Below are 16511 nucleotides of genomic sequence, written 5' to 3' on the forward strand. Positions count from 1 at the left end.
CCCGGCCACTGACCCGGGCCGCCGACCCAGCCCCGGCGCGCTCGCCACGTCGGTAGAGTTGGACTCATGTCAGATGCATACAATCTCATCCTTCTCCGTCACGGCCAAAGCCTATGGAACCAGGAAAACCTTTTCACCGGCTGGGTGGATGTCAGGCTGAGCGAGCAGGGCGCGGGCGAAGCCAAGCGCGCCGGCGAGCTTCTCGCCGAGTCGGGCCTGCTGCCCGACATCCTGCACACCTCATTACTTACCCGCGCCATCCAGACCGCGAATATCGCTCTGGAAGAAGTTGACCGGCTGTGGATCGACGTCAAGCGCTCCTGGCGGCTCAACGAGCGCCACTACGGCGCCCTTCAGGGCCTCGACAAGGCGGAGACCCTCGCCAAGTTCGGGCCCGAGCAATTCCAGCTGTGGCGCCGCTCCTTCGACGTTCCGCCGCCCGTGCTGGCCGACGATTCCCGCTGGTCTCAGGCGCACGACCCGCGTTACGCGGCGCTCGGCGACGACCTGCCCCGCACCGAGTGCCTCAGCGACGTCGTCGACCGGATGCTGCCCTACTGGGAATCCGACATCACCCCCGACCTGCGTGCGGGCAAGACGGTTCTCGTCACCGCCCATGGCAACTCGCTGCGCGCGCTGGTCAAGCACCTCGATGGCATCAGCGACGCGGACATCGCCGAGCTGAACATCCCCACCGGCATCCCGCTGGTCTACCGCCTCGGCGCGGACATGATGCCGCTCGGCCCCGGCCGCTACCTTGACCCCGAGGCTGCCGCCGCCGGTGCTGCCGCCGTCGCGGCCCAGGGAAACAAGAAGTAGCGTCCAACCCACCAGGAACGAGAAAGCCCCGGAAGCGACTGCTTCCGGGGCTTTCTCGTTCCTGGTGACGCCGGAGCGCCTGGACTCTAGGCGTTCGTGTTCTGCTGCCAGGCGCCGGTGCCGAGGTACTGCACCTTCTTCGCGATCGAGACCGCGTGGTCGGCGAAGCGCTCATGGTAGCGGCTGGCGAGGGTGGAGTCGACCGTGTCGGCCGCCTGGCCCTTCCAGGTCGCCCCGAGCACGGCGTCGAACACGCTGAGGTGCAGCGCGTCGACCTTGTCGTCTTCGTTGCGGATGGTTTCGGCCAGCTTCATGTCCTCATTGGTCAGAAGCGCGGTGAGCATGTGCGCGATTGCCGTGACGAGCGTGCCCATCTCGGCGAAGGTGGCGCGCAGGCTTTTCGGCACGACCTTGTCGGGGAACCGGTAACGGGCCAGCTGGGCGATGTGCGTGGACAGATCGCCCATCCGTTCGAGTGACGCGCTGATGCGCAGGGCGCTGACGACGATGCGCAGGTCGCGTGCGACCGGCTGCTGGCGGGCCAGGATCGTGATGGCCAGCTCATCGAGTTCGATGGTCAGCTCGTCGATCTTCTCGTCTTCGGAAATCGCTTCTTCCGCCAGACCGACATCGGACTCGTTGAAGGCGCGCGTCGCCTTGTCGATGGAGATCGCCACGAGTCGGGAGATCTCGACAAGGCGATCCTGCACTTCGGCGAGTTCCTGCTGGAATACTTCACGCATGGTGTGTGGTCCTTCCTGGGCGCGCGTAACACGCAGACGCGTGAGACCCACCTGGCCCCACCGAATCATGGGGGAGGGAGGTTAACGGCAGGTGCCGTGGTCTTGAACTCTACCTAAAGTAGCCTGCGCGCCGGGACGGCCCTGTCACCCACCCGGAATAAACGTCAGTATTCTGGATGAATGGAATCGACAGGGCTTGTGCTTCTGGCGCTGGCCCTCGGCCTGACTGTCGGGGCCGGTTTCATGACGCTGCTGCACGTGGCCGAGCGTCACGGTCGGCGCGCCGCCGAGGTCGTCAACCCGGCCGTCCCCGACGGAATCGACCAGGTGCTCGACGCACTGGAGACGGCCGGTGCCGTCGTCGACCCGTCCAACAACGTGATCAAGGCATCCCAGGCCGCGGTGTCGATGGGACTGGTCTGGAACCGGCAGCTGGTGCACTCCGAGCTCCTGAACCTGATCAGCCAGGTGCGCCGTTCCGGCGAGCCGATCTCGGACCATCTGGTCCTCTCCCGCGGGCCCTTCGGTGATGCCAGCATGCGGGTGCGGGTGCGGTTGGCCCGGCTGGGAACACGGTACGTTCTGGTGCTGGCGGAGGACCGCACCGAGGCCTTCCGGCTCGACGAGGTGCGCCGGGACTTCGTCGCCAACATCAGCCATGAGTTGAAGACGCCCATCGCCGCCGTGGGGCTGCTGGCCGAGGCGCTCACCCAGGCGGCGGACGAGCCGGTGCAGGTGCGCCGCTTCGCGAACCGCCTCACCACTGAGTCCGGTCGCCTCAGCCGCCTGACCCAGGAGATCATCGAATTGTCCCGCCTACAGGCGCAGGATTCCCTGACCGAGCCCGAGATCGTCAACGTCGACGTCATCGTGGCCACGGCGGTGGACCAGAGCCGGGTAACCGCGGAGGCGGACCGGATCACGATCGCCCTCGGCAAGAAATCGGGGGCTGAGGTGAGCGGCGACGAGCGGCTCCTCGTGATGGCCGTGCACAATCTCGTGGCCAATGCAGTGAACTACTCAGCAGAGGGTTCCCGCGTCGGGGTCGGGGTGCGCAAGAACGCCGGAGTCGTCGAGATCAGCGTCACCGACCAGGGCGTGGGCATCGAGGAAGCCGATCTTGATCGGATCTTCGAACGCTTCTTCCGGGTCGACCAGGCCCGCTCGCGGCACACCGGCGGTACGGGGCTCGGCCTCGCGATCGTCAAGCACATCGTTCAGATCCACGGCGGCGACATCCGCGTCTGGTCGCAGCCGGGCAGCGGTTCGACCTTCACCATCCGCCTCCCGGAGGCGCCGCACCCCGCTTCGGCGGCGATAGGAGACACCCCATGACCCACATCCTTCTAGTCGAAGACGAGAGCGCGCTCAGTGAACCGCTGAGCTTCCTGCTCGAGCGGGAGGGGTACGAGGTCACCGTCGCCGAAGACGGTCCGAGCGCCATCAGCGAGTTCGACCGCACCGGTGCAGACCTGATTCTGCTCGACCTCATGCTCCCCGGCATCCCAGGCACGGAGGTGTGTCGGGAGATCCGCACGCGGTCGTCAGTGCCGATCATCATGCTGACCGCCAAGGACTCCGAGGTGGACATCGTGGTCGGGCTCGAGCTCGGCGCCGACGACTACGTCACCAAGCCGTATTCGACCCGGGAACTGCTCGCCCGCATCCGTGCCGTTTCCCGGCGCCGCACCGACGAGGTCGGGGAGGACCTGAGCCTGCTGTCGGCGGGCACAGTGCGGATGGACACCGAGCGGCACACCGTGACAGTGTCCGGCGAGATCGTGAACCTGCCGCTGAAAGAATTCGAGCTGCTGGAGTTCCTGCTCCGCAATGCCGGCCGGGTGCTCACTCGAGGTCAGCTGATCGACCGGGTCTGGGGCAGCGACTACTTCGGGGATACCAAGACCCTGGACGTGCACATCAAGCGGATCCGGTCGCGGATCGAAGCCGCCCCCTCGGATCCGACCATGCTGGTCACCGTGCGCGGCCTGGGCTACCGCTTCGACGCCTGAGGCCGGGGGCGACGGAGGGCGCCCGCGCGGGAATGCGTGCCGCGATCCGGAGCGGCCGGTCGGCCTCGCCCTACGGGGCGGAGGTCGGCAGCAGCGTCGAGTACTCCTCGAGCGAGCCGTCGAGCACCGGGACGAGAACTTCGACGCCGGTCTCGTTGCCGTACTGGAAGAAGACGGGGAACAGCGATCCCGGCGCGACGTCGGCCGCGACGGTGACGGTCGGGGCATCCGGTGTGCCGAACGTGACGCTGGAGTTCGCGTCCACGTTCACCTCCTGGGTGAACTTCTCGGTGCCGTCGTCGTATTGCACGTTCAGGTTGTGTGCCGAATCGCCCGAGTTGACGACGGTGACCACGAGGTTGGCGATGTTGCCGTCGTCCGACAGAAGCATGGCGTTGCGGATGGCGAGGTCGCCGACATTGCCGCTGACTCCGTCGCTCGCGTCGTATTTCGCGGTCGTCGACTGCGGTGCCAGGAGATTGCAACCGCTGGTCCCCAGAAGGATGCCGGTCGCCACAACGACGGACACGATGATACGAGCTTTCACAACGCCTCCAACAGTTTACCGTTCCGCCTGACGGCCAAACGCTGCAAATTTAGCTTTCCCCTTCAGCCTACCGGCTCCCGTCGGGCTGAGCCGCGCGCGCCCGGGCGCGGCGCACCTTACCACTGGCGGCTGTGGTATCCTCGACGTTGCTGAAGGGATACACATATGCTGTTTGAGGTTGGCGAAACTGTCGTTTATCCCCACCATGGTGCTGCGACGATCACCGAGGTGAAGACGCGCAAGGTCAAGGGTGAAGAGAAACTGTACCTGAAGCTGAATGTCACCCAGGGCGATCTGACCATTGAGGTTCCCGCCGAGAACGTCGACCTGGTCGGCGTTCGCGACGTGATCGGCCAAGAGGGTCTCGACAAGGTGTTCGAGGTGCTGCGCGCTCCCTTCACCGAAGAGCCCACCAACTGGTCCCGCCGGTACAAGGCCAACCTGGAAAAGCTCGCATCCGGCGACGTCATCAAGGTGTCGGAGGTCGTTCGTGACCTGTGGCGCCGCGACCAGGACCGGGGCCTGTCCGCCGGCGAGAAGCGGATGCTGGCCAAGGCCCGTCAGATTCTTATTTCAGAGCTGGCCCTGGCGGAGAAGACCGACGAAGAGAAGGCCTCCACGGTCCTCGACGAGGTCCTGGCGTCCTAACCGGCATAGCCGGAACCGGCAGAATCAGAACCCACGTAACCAGACTTGCTTTCGATGGAGGGCGGCGCCGCGAGGTGCCGCCTTTCGCATTTCGTGCTTCCGACGCCCGCACCGACGCGGTCTTTTGCTGCAGTACCTCCCGCACCACCTCGTACTCACCGTCTCGCGTCCATTCGTCGTCGACCTCACCAGATAGCGTCCAGACATGACTGAAACCCCTGCGCCCCAGGTCGCAGTCATCGTCGTCGCCGCCGGGAGTGGCAGCCGGCTCGGGCACGCCGAGCCGAAGGCGTTCGTCTCGCTGGCCGGACGCACGCTGCTCGAACGCGCGCTTGCCTCTGTGTTCGGGATGCGGGATCCGGTGCAGGTCATCGTCGTCGCGCCCGCCACCCACCTGGCTCACGCCCGCCGGGTCGCCTCGAGGGCGGGCGGGGCAGCATCCGTCGACGTGGTGGCCGGCGGCGCCACCCGACAGGAATCGGTGAACCGCGGCCTGGCCGCGCTGCACCCCGGCGTGCGCACCGTCCTGGTGCACGACGCCGCGCGTGCCCTCACGCCCGCCGCGCTCTGCGACGCCGTCGTCGACGCGGTGCAGTCAACCGGTCACGGCATCGTTCCCGGCCTGGCCGTGGTCGACACCATCAAGAAAATCTCCGCTGCCGGCGAGATCCTGGGCACGGTGGACCGCGCCGCACTCTCGGCCGTGCAGACCCCGCAGGGCTTCCCGAGGGAGATGCTCACCGCCGCGGCCGCCGCGGCATCCGCCGGCTCGTCGCTCGCGGCGACCGATGACGCGGGCGTGGTGGCCGCCGCCGGCTACCCGGTCAGCGTGATCGCCGGGGACCCGCTCGCCTTCAAGATCACAACCCTGTGGGACCTGGGCCGGGCCGAGGCCCTGCTCGGCGCGCGCGTGCCGGCCCAGTCCGCGCCCCGCACCGACACCGCGCCCCGCGTGGGCACCGGGCTCGATGTGCACGCCTTCGACGACGACTCCGAACTGTGGCTCGCCGGCCTGCACTGGCCGGGGGAGCGCGGACTGTCCGGGCACAGCGATGGCGATGCCGCCGTGCACGCCATCTGCGACGCCCTGCTCTGCGCCGCCGGGTTGGGCGATATCGGTGGTGTCTTCGGCACATCCGATCCGCGCCTCGTCGGCGCCCATGGCGACGTGTTCCTCGGCGAGACCCTGCGCCTGCTGGCGGCCGCCGGGTTCCGGGTCGGCAACGTCACGGTGCAGATCATCGGCAACCGGCCCAAACTCAACACGCGCCGGGCCGAGGCGGAGGCGCTGCTCGGATCGCTGCTGAAGGCGCCGGTCGCCGTGTCGGCGACCACGACGGATGCCCTGGGCTTCACTGGCCGCGGCGAGGGCCTCGCCGCCATCGCGACGGCGCTCATTCTCCCCGAACCCCCGGCAGACCCTGACCTAAGCTGGGAAGCGTGACCATGCGACTCTACGATTCCAGGGCCCAGGCCCTCCGCGACTTCATACCCCTCACGCCCGGCGCGGTGGGTATTTACGTTTGTGGACCCACCGTGCAGTCCTCGCCCCACATCGGCCACCTGCGCAGCGCCCTCGTCTACGACCAGCTGCGCCGCTGGCTCACCTACCGCGGCTTCGATGTCACCTTCGTGCGCAACGTCACCGACATCGACGACAAAATTCTGGCCCACGCGGTCGGGGGCACCGAGCAGTGGTGGGCGCTCGCCTATCGCTACGAGCTGGAGTTCACCGCCGGATACCAGCGGCTGGGCATCCTCGCCCCCAGCTACGAACCCAGGGCGACCGCCAGCATCCAGCAGATGCAAGACCTGATCACCCGCCTGATCCAACTCGGGCACGCCTACCCGGCCGATGACGCCTCCAGTGACGTCTACTTCGACACGGCGAGCTGGCCCGACTATGGTGACCTCACCCGCCAGCGGCGCGGCGACATGGAACCGGCAGCGGATGCCGACCCGCGTGGCAAGAATGACCCACGCGACTTCGCCCTGTGGAAGGGTCGCAAAGTCGACGAACCAGAGTCCGCCTCCTGGCCGTCCCCGTGGGGAGCCGGCCGTCCCGGCTGGCACATCGAGTGCTCGGCCATGGCGTCCCGCTACCTCGGCTCCCACTTCGACATCCACGGCGGCGGGCTCGACCTGCGCTTCCCGCACCATGAGAACGAGCTGGCCCAGTCCGCCGCCGCCGGCGACGGCTTCGCGAGCTACTGGGTGCACAACGGTCTCGTCAACGTGAATGGGCAGAAGATGTCCAAGTCGCTGGGCAACTCGGTCTTCGCGGCGGAGCTGCTCGACCAGGCGCGCGCCATCGTCGTGCGCTACTACCTGGGGGCGGCCCACTACCGTTCCACCATCGACTACCACGAGGGTTCCCTCGTGGAGGCCGAAGCGGCCCTCGAAAGAATCGAGAGCTTCCTCGACCGCGCCGACCGCCGCCTGGCGGATACCCGCTTCGCCGGATCCGGCGTCGAGATCGTCCCGGACGAATTTGCGTCCGCCATGGACGACGACCTGGCGGTGCCTCAGGCTCTGGCCGTGTTGCACGACACCGTGCGTACCGGCAACGCGGCGCTGGACGCCGAAGATCTGCACGCGGCCGCCGCCGCGCGTGGTCACGTGCTCGCCATGAGTGAGGTTCTCGGAATCAACCCGCTCTCACCGGGCTGGTCCGTGGCCACGGACGAACCGGCCATGATCGCACTCACCGCCCTCGTCGAGCGCCTGCTCGACGATCGCGAAATCGCAAGGCAGGGCCGTGACTATGCGGCCGCAGACCGTATCCGGGACGAGCTCGTCGCCGCCGGAATTACCATCGAAGACACCCCCTCGGGTGCCCATTGGAGTTTTGACTGATGAAGAACACAGACCGTAAGTCCCGCACCGGGGCCGTGCGCAAGGGCAGCCGGGGACCACAGGTCGGTTCCGGCGGCCAGGGACGCCAGGCGCTCGAGGGCAAGAAGCCCACGCCCAAAGCGGAAGACCGCCCCTACCACCCCGCCGGCAAACGCAAGCTCGCCCAGGACCGCTTCGTCGCGGCCGGCGGCGGCCGCAGCCGCGGTTCCGCGGGTCCCAAGAGCGCGCCGCGCAGCGCCACCACCGGCAACACCGGCGGCGGCGGAGCGTCCACCCGCCGGGCCAAGCAGATCGACGAGCATGAGGTTGTGACCGGGCGCAACTCCGTACTGGAAGCGCTGCGGGCGAAGATCCCCGCCACGGCCCTGTACATCGCCACGCGCATCGAAATGGATGAACGGGTGAAGGAGGTCCTCACCCTCGCGACGACCCGCGGCATCCCCGTCCTCGAGGTCATGCGCCCGGAGCTCGACCGCCTGGCCGGCCGGGACTCGGTGCACCAGGGTCTCGCGCTCAAGGTGCCGTCCTACGAGTACGCCCAGCCCCTCGAGCTGCTGGAACTGACGATCAGCCGCGGCCACAAGCCGCTCTTCGTCGCCCTCGACGGCATCACCGACCCCCGCAACCTCGGCGCCATCATCCGCTCGACGGCCGCGTTCGGCGGACATGGCGTGATCGTGCCGCAGCGTCGGTCCGTCGGCGTGACCGCGTCGGCGTGGAAGACGTCGGCCGGCGCCGCTGCCCGACTTCCCGTCGCCATGGCCACCAACCTGACCCAGTCGCTCAAGGCGCTCAAGGAGCGCGGCGTGCTCGTCATCGGCCTCGCCGGTGATGGCGACACCCAGCTGCCCGAGCTCGGCATCGGTTTCGCCGAGCGCCCCATCGTGATCGTGGTCGGCAGCGAGGGCAAGGGGCTGTCCCGCCTCGTCACCGAGACCTGCGACGCGATTGTGTCGATCCCGATCAGCGCCTCGACCGAATCCCTCAACGCGGGGATTGCGGCCGGCGTGACACTATACGAGGTCTCCCGACTGCGCGCGGCTGCCAAGGCCGCCAAGGTCGCGAAGCAGGCAGCCGCCGCGACGACGGCGGCAGCCGCCTCCGCAGCCTCTTAACCCGACCCGCCGGCCGGGCGCCCGCCAGGCAGGCCGAACCGCGAGAAAAGCCCCTTAATCCCACAATTGGCGGCCTTTTCTCACGGTTCGGCTGGGTACACGGACCCGGCGGAGCGCCGGCCGGATCAGACCTTGAGGCGCCAGTCGGCCGCGTCGTCGGCGGCCGACTCGGCCGCGTCCGCCAGTGCGGCGGTCTCATCGTCGGTCACGTCGATCGGGATCGTGATCTCGCCGGTGGCCGGCTCGATCACGGTGGCCTCGTCGCGGCGGTGCCGGAGCACGTCCTTGACGTAGGAGGTGACGGCTTCGGCCAGCGGGATGTCCCTGGACTGGTTCTGGGCCATGAACCAGCGGTGGTCGAGCAGCTGGTGGAAGACCTCGGCCGGTTCCAGCTTGCCCTTGAGATCGCGGGGAATGGCCCGGATGACGGGTTCGAAGACGCGCACCAGCCACTCGTGCGCCAGCATCTCCTCGTCGGCCTCCGGGTCGCCGTAGGAGACCCGGTAGGAGTCGAGGTCGTTGAGCAAGCGCCGGGCCTGGTTCTCCTCGGCGTCGAGCCCGGTCAGCCGCAGCAGGCGCCGCTGGTGGTGGCCGGCGTCGACGACCTTCGGCTGGATGCGCACGGTCGTACCCGTGTTGTCCGTCTTGATGGCCAGTTCCTCGATGTCGAACCCGAGGTCGTTGAGGCGTTCGACGCGTTCCGTGATGCGCCAGCGTTCGGAGCTGGAGAAGGATTCCGACCCGGTGAGCTCTTTCCAGAGCAGCCGGTAGGCGGCCACGATCCCATTGCTGACCCGGATGGGATCCAGCTCGTCGGCCGCTCGACCGCCGGCCTCGAGGTCCATGAGCTCACCGGCGATGTTGACGCGCGCGATCTCCAGGTCGTTCTCGCGCTGGCCGTTGGAGAGCCCGCCTGGATATAGCTGCCCGGTCTCGGCGTCGACCAGGTAGGCGGCGAACGCGCCGGCGTCACGGCGGAAGAGGGTGTTGGACAGCGACACATCACCCCAGAAGAGGCCGGCCATGTGCACGCGTACCAGCAGCAGGGCCAGGGCGTCGACCAGCCGGGTGGCGGTGTCGGGCCGCAGGGTCTGCGAGTAGAGCGCGCGGTAGGGGAGCGAGAACTTGAGGTGCCGGGTGACGAGCACCGAATTCAGCGGCTCGGCGTCGTCATCGGTGCGGTTCGTGATCACGGCGAGCGGCTCGACGCAGGGAATTTCCAGGCCCTGCAGGGTACGGAGCATCTCGTACTCGCGCTTGGCCATCTCGCTGGTGGTCTCCTTGATGGCGACGACACGACCGCTCAAATGAGCGAAGCGCACAAGGTGGCGGGAGATGCCTTTGGGCAGGGCTGCGATGTTCTCGTTCGGCCAGGCATCCAGCGGGAGGTTCCAGGGAAGGTCAAGTAGGGCTGGATCGGCAGTGGCCGATGTGATGTTGAGTGAACCGCTCATCCGTCGAGTTTACCGGTGTGCTCCGCAGTCGGGGAACGACAAAACGGCCGAACGGAGCATGCTCCGTCCGGCCGTTCGTTGACGAGCGGGTGCCTAGTCGGCGACTGCTCCACCGAGGCGCAGGCCGGTCTCGGCGTCGAAAACGTGCATGTGGTGCGGCGTCGGGGTGAGGTAAACGGTGTCGCCGGCGGACGAGTGAGAACGGCCATCGACGCGAGCGACGATATCGGTGCGCTTGCCCTCGACCGTGGAGTGGCCGTAGAGGTAACCGTCGGCGCCGAGCTCCTCGACCAGGTCGACGGCAACTTCGAGGCCCTCGCCATGCGTGGTGGACAGGTGGATGTCCTCGGGGCGAACGCCGATCGTGACCTTATTGCCGGTGGAGCCGGCCAGGGTCTCGCGGGGCACGGGGATCGTTGCGGTGCCGAATTTGACGCCACCGTCGACGGTGTCGGCCAGGAACAGGTTCATGGCCGGGCTGCCGATGAAGCCGGCAACGAAGACGTTGTTCGGCTTCGAATACAGGTCGCGAGGCGTGCCGACCTGCTGGAGCACGCCATCCTTGAGGACCGCGATGCGATCGCCCATGGTGAGGGCTTCGGTCTGGTCGTGGGTCACGTAGACCGTCGTGACGCCGAGGCGGCGCTGGAGCGAAGCGATCTGGGTGCGGGTCTGCACGCGCAGCTTGGCGTCGAGGTTCGACAGAGGCTCGTCCATCAGGAACACCTGGGGCTGACGCACGATGGCACGGCCCATGGCGACGCGCTGACGCTGGCCACCGGAGAGTGCTTTCGGCTTGCGGCTCAGGTACGGCTCGAGGTCGAGCAGCTTGGCGGCCTCGAGAACGCGGGCGGCGCGCTCATCCTTGTTGACGCCGGCGATCTTGAGCGCGAAGCCCATGTTCTCGGCAACCGTCATGTGGGGATACAGAGCGTAGTTCTGGAAGACCATGGCGATGTCGCGGTCTTTTGGCGGGACATCCGTCACGTTGCGCTCACCGATGAAGATGTTGCCGTCGTTGACTTCTTCAAGGCCGGCGAGCATGCGCAGGGACGTGGACTTGCCGCAGCCGGACGGGCCGACCAGTACGAGAAACTCGCCGTCGGCAACCGACAGGTCGAGCTTGTCAACGGCGGGAATAGAGGAACCCGGATACAGGCGGGTCGCCTTGTCGAACGTGACTGAAGCCATGGTTGATTACTCCTTCACCGGCAGGTACGTGCCGGACGATCCGTTGTGATGGGTTACTACGCCTGACACGCGTCATGTGCGTCAGGTCAACTTTCTAAGTATGTCATGTCGGGGGATCGCTGCGACGGCGGGAATTCTGCGGCGGAGCCCGCCCACAGGCCCCGTCTGGACGTTTCCCAGAAAGGGGACCTACTATTTGGGAGGCATTCGCAAATGGCTTGCCTCTGCACTAACTACTCGGAGCGAGCATTCATGACTATTGGCGGATCGGGCGACAGCCGTCCCTCAAAGAATCAGCGACGTGACGCGGTGCGCACCAAGGCCAAGCGGATCCGCGAGGAGCAGAAGAAGAAGGACCGCCGTTACCGGGTCGCCCTGCGCAGCGGAATCGCCGTCGCCGGCGTCGCCATTGCCGCGGTCATCGCCGTGGTCATCATCAACTCGATTCCCCCGGTCGGCCCCGGTCCGGCGAACATGGCCAGTGACGGCGTGCTGATCTCCGAGGGGATGACCCCGGTCACGACCTCTGCACTCCAGCCCGAGGCCAAGCCGATACCGTCCAAGCCGGATGCGACCGGCACGGTCGCCGACATTCGCGTCTACGCCGACTACCTCTGTCCGTTCTGCAGCGAGTTCGATGCCGCCAACAGTGACCAGATCAGCCAGTGGGTCACGTCGGGTGCCGCGACCGTGGAGATCCACCCGGTTTCGATCCTGACCCACAAGTCCTCCGGCACGAAATACTCGCTTCGGGCTGCGAACGCCGCTGCATGTGTGGCCAATTACTCCCCCGCAAACTTCTACGACTTCAACGCCATCCTGTTCCAGGAACAGCCCAAGGAGGGCACTGCCGGTCACGACGACGCGGCCATCAAGGGCCTCGTGAAGGACGCCGGCGTGAGCGACCGGGTGTCGCAGATTAACGCGTGCATTGACGATACGACCTTCAAATCGTGGGTCATCGCATCCACCGACCGGGCTCTGTCCGGTCCGTTGCCGAACACCGAGGTCGAGGCCATCACCGGCACACCCACCGTGCTCGTCAACGGAAAGCAGTACGTCGGCGCACTCGACGACCCGAGGGAGTTCGCGGCCTTCGTGCTACAGGCGGCTGGCGCGACCTACTCCACCTCGACGCCGACCCCCGAGCCGGCACCGGCAGGGTAGTCGCCCCGCTTCGATGGCGGCACAGCACGGGTTCGTCATTTAGAATGATTAGTCAAGGCGTCAATCGCCTCATGCCGGCCTGGCGCAATTGGTAGCGCACCACTCTTGTAAAGTGGGGGTTACGGGTTCAAGTCCCGTGGCCGGCCCTGTTCTCTCATCGCTTCAGATCGTGATTCTCTCGGTGACGGTTTCCTCGAGGGCGCTGAGAAAATCCGTCGGATCGATCGGCGAGCGCACGCCCGGTTTTGCATCGGCCGGAATGCCCCCGACGTACAGCCAGCCGAGCAATTCTTCCGAGGCCGCGAGGCCGTGGGTTTCGTTCACCGGCTGCGTGCGGGCCAGGGCGCCGGAACGCCACATGACGCCCCAGCCCTGGGCGGCGAGGAGAAGGCTCAGCATGTGGGCGACACCGGCCGCGACGGCGTCCTGTTCCCAGACCGCCACCGTGTCGCTTTCGCGACGGCTCGCGACCACGGCGATCAGAAGTTCGGCGCGCAGCGGCTTAGCGGCCAGCCTGGCGGCTTCGGCGCCGTTCAGGCCGGCGGCCTCGACCATGGCCTCGCCCAGGCGGCGCCGGGCGTCACCGCGCAACTCGATCAGCCGCCACGGACGCAGAGCGCCATGGTCGGCGACACGGGCCGCGACAGCCACCAAAGGCAGCAGTTCCGCATGGCTCGGTGCCTGCCCGGTGACCTTGGAGTGGGAGCGTCGATGATTGACCGTATCAAGGAGGTCGGGCAACGCTTACTCGACCGGCTTGAAATTGAGCGAGATGGAGTTCATGCAGTACCGGTCGCCGGTGGGCGTTCCGAATCCGTCGTCGAAAACGTGGCCCAGGTGAGAGCCGCACTTAGCACAGCGCACCTCGGTGCGCACAACCCCGAGGGTGCGGTCTTCGAGGAGTTCAACGGCCTCGGGACGCACCGATTCGTAGAAGCTCGGCCAGCCGCAACCGGAGTCGAACTTCGTGCCGCTTTTGAACAGCTCGGCATTGCAAGCCCCGCAGGTGTAAATCCCGGAGCGGCCCTCATCGAGGAGCTCGCCGGCCCACGCCCGCTCGGTGGCGGCGCCGCGCAGTACGGCGTACTGCTCGGGGCTCAGCTCCGCGCGCCACTGCGCATCCGACTTCTCGACCTCGTAGTCCATGTTCCGTTCCTTCCTGCTCGACCCCGGAGAGGCCGAAATCTGTCCGTATCAACACTAAACTCGCCAGACCGCGGTGGTATTCCTCGATCAGGAGCCCGGCAGGATTTTCCACCTTGGACAGCACGGCCAACGGCCCAGCGAGTACGCAGGCATCGACAATTAGGATTGCAGAGATCGAGGGAGGTGGCACGTGGACGGAGCTCCCGGCTCGTCGACTCCCGCGGAGCCTGCCTCGGAGTCCTCCTCGCCGGCAGGCTTGTCCGCGCGCGACCGGTTGATCCTCGCCTTCGAGCGGCAGTGGTGGAAGCATGCCGGCGCCAAGGAACAGGCGATCCGGGCCGAGTTCGGCCTCTCGGCCGCCCGGTACTATCAACTACTGGGGGTTGTGATCGACTCGCCGCTGGCCCTGGCCCACGACCCGATGCTGGTGAAACGCCTGCAGCGGCTGCGCGACGCCCGGTCGCAGGCAAGGGGCCGCCGGTCGCTACAGTCCACCGATTGACTCCCTGACCTGCACCCTTCCCGTGTCTCATCACCACTACAAAGGATCTGACCAGCCTCACGATGCCGAATTCCTACGCTAAAGACCGCTTCGACCACTTCCCGCACTTCCTGGAGCGGGTGGGGGCCCACCGCGCGCCCGGCAAGAAAGGGCGCGGCTGGGTCGCAGTGTGGTGGTCTCTTGGCGCAACCGTGCTGCTGGTCGGAATCGGAGTCGTCGGCCTGGCCGTCCTGAACAACAACCTGAACTTCGGGTTGCCGGGCACGGCGACGACTGCTGACAGCACGGCCGAGCCGAGCGCCACTCCGAGTGACACTCCGGCGCCGGTGCCGACGCCGGCCGCGACCGTGGACCCTGACTCGACCGTGACCGTTTTGAACGGGACCGCCGGCGAGGGGATCGCCCGGTCCGTTGGCGATCTCCTCGAGGCGGAGGGCTGGACGATCGAAGAGCTGGACAACGCGAGCACGGAGGATGTGCAGACGACGACGGTTTACTACGCCGACGCGGCCCTGGAGGGAGCGGCCCGCGGAGTCGCGGAGTCACTGCCCGGCTCGGAGGTGCTGCTTTCAAGCGATTTCGCAGATTCCGCAGCGGACCTGACCGTTGTTGTCGGCGCCGACTACGAGCCGGCCGAATAGCCGTCGCCTATACGTCCGGCGCTCGCGCGTCAACCCCCTTTCGTTCTTCCGGAGCTTCCGTAAATTGGGCGTTGGTCCCTCATTTTGTTTGACCGGGCGTTCTCGCAGGAGACGTATTCCATCGGTCGAATGCAATGGACGCAATCCTTGCGCCAGGCCCGGTACGGCCAGCGGGCGCGTGTCGACGAATTCACAGCAACAAGGAGTTATACATGGCGAACGGAACCGTCAAATGGTTCAACGCTGAAAAGGGTTTCGGCTTCATCACCGTCGATGGAGGTGGCCAGGACGTCTTCGTCCACTACTCGGCCATCGACATGCACGGCTACAAGGTTCTGGAAGAGGGACAGCACGTCATCTTCGAACTGGGTACAGGGGCAAAGGGGCCCCAGGCAGAAGCGGTTCGTCCGATCTGATCCAGCGGGGGATGTTCCAGCGGTCGACCGCAGGGTCGGGTCGCTCCCAGGCATGTGTGCGCGGCAGTGCAGCCGCGTTAGGGTTTGGGGCGTGACAACGAAAATAGTGGTTCAAGCGCAGCGACGAAGTGCGGCACCGAGAATCCGGTCCATCCGGATGCTCGGGGTCGTCCTTCTGCCGCCCCTTCTGCTGGTCTCCGCATGCGCCAGTGACGCGCCGAAGCCGCCGGCAAGCTCGACCAGCACGCCCTGGAACTCCACCTTCGAGTCGGCCGCAGACCCGGCGGTCGCCCCATTGCGTGGCACGAGTGTGCCGGCCGGGAGCCTCCAGAACCCTGCCCTCTCGGTGAAGATCGACAACCACGAAGCGGCCAGGCCGCAGCTCTCTCTCGAGCGCGCCGACATCGTCTTCGAAGAACTGGTCGAGGGCGGGCTGACCCGTTACGTCGCGGTCTGGCATTCCGACGTGCCTGAACTCGTCGGGCCGGTGCGATCGATCCGACCCATGGACCCGGACATCATCGCGCCCTTCGGCGGAATCGTGGCTTATTCCGGCGGCCAACAGAAATTCATCGACCTGATGGACGCGACGGATGTCGTCAGCGCCGCTTTCGATACCGACGACACCGGCCTCTTCGCGCGTTCGGATGACCGGGAAGCCCCGCACAACGTCATCCTCCAGGCCTCAGCGCTCGTCGCGCGGAACGCCACCGTGCCGCCGCCGAACCAGCAATTTGCCTACTCCGCGACCGTGCAGGGATCGTCCGCGGCCGTCGACGGCGCGCCCGTCGCGGCGATCAACTCCACCTTCTCCACCGCCCGTTGGCCCGGCTGGACGTGGGATGCGGCCGGTGCTGCCTACCTGCGCTCGCAGGAGGGCGCACCTGACCTCGACGCCACCGGTGCGCAGCTGCGGGCGACCAACGTCCTGGTCCTGCGGGTCGCGATCGACGGCACCTACGGGGATGTTCCCACGACGACAATGATCGGTTCGGGGGAAGCCTGGGTGTCGGCCGGCGGCAAGTCCGTGCATGCGGTCTGGTCCAAGGCCGACCAGACCGCCCCCATCCGTCTCGTCGATGACTTCGGCGTGACGATTCGTCTCGCCGCCGGTAACACCTGGATCGAGCTGGTGCCGTCGGACCGAGGCACGGTTGTGCTGGTGCCGTAGCCGCGGCCGCGGCACCTTGCCGTTCACTTGCACTCTCGACCCCAGAGTGCCAGAATCTACTTGGCACTCTCTCTGTTTGAGTG

18 protein-coding genes and 1 tRNA gene are annotated in these 16511 nt (G+C 66.8%); 13 read left to right on the forward strand and 6 right to left on the reverse strand.

Features of this window, described 5'->3' with window-relative positions:
* Positions 1–66: 66 nt before the first annotated feature.
* A complete protein-coding gene (locus E3T25_RS09500; protein WP_134342230.1) occupies positions 67–819 on the forward strand; it encodes a phosphoglyceromutase in 753 nt (250 codons plus the stop codon).
* Positions 820–905: 86 nt separating this feature from the next.
* Here E3T25_RS09500 and phoU read toward each other — a convergent pair whose 3' ends face one another.
* Positions 906–1562: a phosphate signaling complex protein PhoU gene (phoU, locus tag E3T25_RS09505; protein ID WP_104100148.1), complete on the reverse strand. Its 657-nt coding sequence runs from the start codon at positions 1560–1562 to the stop codon at positions 906–908.
* Positions 1563–1742: 180 nt separating this feature from the next.
* Between phoU and E3T25_RS09510 the strand changes: the two genes are divergently transcribed.
* Positions 1743–2897 (forward strand): sensor histidine kinase, encoded by a 1155-nt coding sequence (locus tag E3T25_RS09510; RefSeq protein ID WP_104100147.1) that lies wholly within the window; start codon positions 1743–1745, stop codon positions 2895–2897.
* Positions 2894–3574, forward strand: coding sequence for a response regulator transcription factor (locus E3T25_RS09515; protein WP_104100146.1), 681 nt, complete (start codon positions 2894–2896; stop codon positions 3572–3574). Before E3T25_RS09510 ends, E3T25_RS09515 begins: the two co-directional genes overlap by 4 nt.
* A 70-nt stretch (positions 3575–3644) precedes the next feature.
* On the opposite strand, the gene E3T25_RS09520 is transcribed toward E3T25_RS09515, so the two are convergent.
* Positions 3645–4121 carry a hypothetical protein gene (locus tag E3T25_RS09520; protein WP_104100145.1) on the reverse strand — a complete coding sequence of 159 codons (477 nt, stop codon included), beginning with the start codon at positions 4119–4121 and terminating at the stop codon, positions 3645–3647.
* A gap of 165 nt (positions 4122–4286) precedes the next feature.
* Between E3T25_RS09520 and E3T25_RS09525 the strand changes: the two genes are divergently transcribed.
* From E3T25_RS09525 to rlmB, 4 genes are all read left to right on the forward strand, one after another.
* Positions 4287–4769 (forward strand): CarD family transcriptional regulator, encoded by a 483-nt coding sequence (locus tag E3T25_RS09525; protein WP_134373887.1) that lies wholly within the window; start codon positions 4287–4289, stop codon positions 4767–4769.
* A gap of 205 nt (positions 4770–4974) precedes the next feature.
* Complete coding sequence (ispD, locus tag E3T25_RS09530; RefSeq protein WP_104100143.1) at positions 4975–6213, forward strand: 2-C-methyl-D-erythritol 4-phosphate cytidylyltransferase; 1239 nt, start codon at positions 4975–4977, stop codon at positions 6211–6213.
* On the forward strand, positions 6210–7625 hold the full coding sequence (gene cysS, locus E3T25_RS09535) for a cysteine--tRNA ligase (RefSeq protein WP_104100142.1): 1416 nt from the start codon (positions 6210–6212) through the stop codon (positions 7623–7625). The genes ispD and cysS overlap by 4 nt, the downstream gene beginning before the upstream one ends.
* Positions 7625–8740: a 23S rRNA (guanosine(2251)-2'-O)-methyltransferase RlmB gene (rlmB, locus tag E3T25_RS09540; RefSeq protein ID WP_134373889.1), complete on the forward strand. Its 1116-nt coding sequence runs from the start codon at positions 7625–7627 to the stop codon at positions 8738–8740. The genes cysS and rlmB overlap by 1 nt, the downstream gene beginning before the upstream one ends.
* A gap of 125 nt (positions 8741–8865) precedes the next feature.
* On the opposite strand, the gene E3T25_RS09545 is transcribed toward rlmB, so the two are convergent.
* Together E3T25_RS09545 and E3T25_RS09550 are read right to left on the reverse strand one after the other, a co-directional pair.
* A complete protein-coding gene (locus E3T25_RS09545) occupies positions 8866–10194 on the reverse strand; it encodes a DUF4032 domain-containing protein (RefSeq protein ID WP_134342234.1) in 1329 nt (442 codons plus the stop codon).
* Between the two features lie 93 nt (positions 10195–10287).
* Positions 10288–11385, reverse strand: coding sequence for an ABC transporter ATP-binding protein (locus E3T25_RS09550; RefSeq protein ID WP_134373891.1), 1098 nt, complete (start codon positions 11383–11385; stop codon positions 10288–10290).
* 252 nt (positions 11386–11637) lie between these two features.
* Between E3T25_RS09550 and E3T25_RS09555 the strand changes: the two genes are divergently transcribed.
* Entirely contained in the window at positions 11638–12552 is a 915-nt protein-coding gene (locus E3T25_RS09555; RefSeq protein ID WP_134373893.1) for a DsbA family protein, read from the forward strand.
* A gap of 73 nt (positions 12553–12625) precedes the next feature.
* Positions 12626–12698 (forward strand) — tRNA-Thr (locus E3T25_RS09560).
* Positions 12699–12714: 16 nt separating this feature from the next.
* Here the strand turns inward: E3T25_RS09560 and E3T25_RS09565 are convergent.
* Positions 12715–13293, reverse strand: a complete 579-nt coding sequence (locus E3T25_RS09565; protein ID WP_104100137.1) for a nitroreductase family protein — start codon at positions 13291–13293, stop codon at positions 12715–12717.
* Positions 13294–13296: 3 nt separating this feature from the next.
* On the reverse strand, positions 13297–13698 hold the full coding sequence (gene msrB / locus E3T25_RS09570; protein WP_104100136.1) for a peptide-methionine (R)-S-oxide reductase MsrB: 402 nt from the start codon (positions 13696–13698) through the stop codon (positions 13297–13299).
* Positions 13699–13888: 190 nt separating this feature from the next.
* Here msrB and E3T25_RS09575 point away from each other — a divergent pair, with 190 nt between their 5' ends.
* The 4 genes from E3T25_RS09575 to E3T25_RS09590 all read left to right on the forward strand — a co-directional run bounded on the left by E3T25_RS09575 (position 13889) and on the right by E3T25_RS09590 (position 16428).
* A complete protein-coding gene (locus tag E3T25_RS09575) occupies positions 13889–14200 on the forward strand; it encodes a DUF3263 domain-containing protein (RefSeq protein ID WP_134342235.1) in 312 nt (103 codons plus the stop codon).
* A 62-nt stretch (positions 14201–14262) separates the two neighbouring features.
* The gene (locus tag E3T25_RS09580; RefSeq protein WP_134373895.1) at positions 14263–14841 is read left to right on the forward strand and encodes a LytR C-terminal domain-containing protein; all 579 of its coding nucleotides are present in this window, start codon (positions 14263–14265) and stop codon (positions 14839–14841) included.
* A 212-nt stretch (positions 14842–15053) separates the two neighbouring features.
* The gene (locus tag E3T25_RS09585) at positions 15054–15257 is read left to right on the forward strand and encodes a cold-shock protein (RefSeq protein ID WP_104100133.1); all 204 of its coding nucleotides are present in this window, start codon (positions 15054–15056) and stop codon (positions 15255–15257) included.
* 157 nt (positions 15258–15414) lie between these two features.
* Positions 15415–16428 carry a DUF3048 domain-containing protein gene (locus E3T25_RS09590; protein WP_206750256.1) on the forward strand — a complete coding sequence of 338 codons (1014 nt, stop codon included), beginning with the start codon at positions 15415–15417 and terminating at the stop codon, positions 16426–16428.
* The last annotated feature ends 83 nt before the right edge of the window (positions 16429–16511 follow it).

This window comes from Cryobacterium sandaracinum (assembly GCF_004403415.1).
In the GTDB taxonomy this organism is placed as follows: domain Bacteria; phylum Actinomycetota; class Actinomycetes; order Actinomycetales; family Microbacteriaceae; genus Cryobacterium; species Cryobacterium sandaracinum.

Excerpts from the sequence above, each read along its gene's own strand:
- E3T25_RS09525 (WP_134373887.1), top strand. The coding sequence starts at position 4,287 with ATGCTGTTTGAGGTTGGCGAAACTGTCGTTTATCCCCACCATGGTGCT.
- E3T25_RS09515 (WP_104100146.1), top strand. The coding sequence starts at position 2,894 with ATGACCCACATCCTTCTAGTCGAAGACGAGAGCGCGCTCAGTGAACCG.
- msrB (WP_104100136.1), bottom strand. The coding sequence starts at position 13,698 with ATGGACTACGAGGTCGAGAAGTCGGATGCGCAGTGGCGCGCGGAGCTG.
- E3T25_RS09550 (WP_134373891.1), bottom strand. The coding sequence starts at position 11,385 with ATGGCTTCAGTCACGTTCGACAAGGCGACCCGCCTGTATCCGGGTTCC.
- E3T25_RS09555 (WP_134373893.1), top strand. The coding sequence starts at position 11,638 with ATGACTATTGGCGGATCGGGCGACAGCCGTCCCTCAAAGAATCAGCGA.
- ispD (WP_104100143.1), top strand. The coding sequence starts at position 4,975 with ATGACTGAAACCCCTGCGCCCCAGGTCGCAGTCATCGTCGTCGCCGCC.
- E3T25_RS09545 (WP_134342234.1), bottom strand. The coding sequence starts at position 10,194 with ATGAGCGGTTCACTCAACATCACATCGGCCACTGCCGATCCAGCCCTA.
- E3T25_RS09510 (WP_104100147.1), top strand. The coding sequence starts at position 1,743 with ATGGAATCGACAGGGCTTGTGCTTCTGGCGCTGGCCCTCGGCCTGACT.
- E3T25_RS09585 (WP_104100133.1), top strand. The coding sequence starts at position 15,054 with ATGGCGAACGGAACCGTCAAATGGTTCAACGCTGAAAAGGGTTTCGGC.
- E3T25_RS09500 (WP_134342230.1), top strand. The coding sequence starts at position 67 with ATGTCAGATGCATACAATCTCATCCTTCTCCGTCACGGCCAAAGCCTA.
- E3T25_RS09590 (WP_206750256.1), top strand. The coding sequence starts at position 15,415 with ATGCTCGGGGTCGTCCTTCTGCCGCCCCTTCTGCTGGTCTCCGCATGC.
- phoU (WP_104100148.1), bottom strand. The coding sequence starts at position 1,562 with ATGCGTGAAGTATTCCAGCAGGAACTCGCCGAAGTGCAGGATCGCCTT.
- E3T25_RS09580 (WP_134373895.1), top strand. The coding sequence starts at position 14,263 with ATGCCGAATTCCTACGCTAAAGACCGCTTCGACCACTTCCCGCACTTC.
- rlmB (WP_134373889.1), top strand. The coding sequence starts at position 7,625 with ATGAAGAACACAGACCGTAAGTCCCGCACCGGGGCCGTGCGCAAGGGC.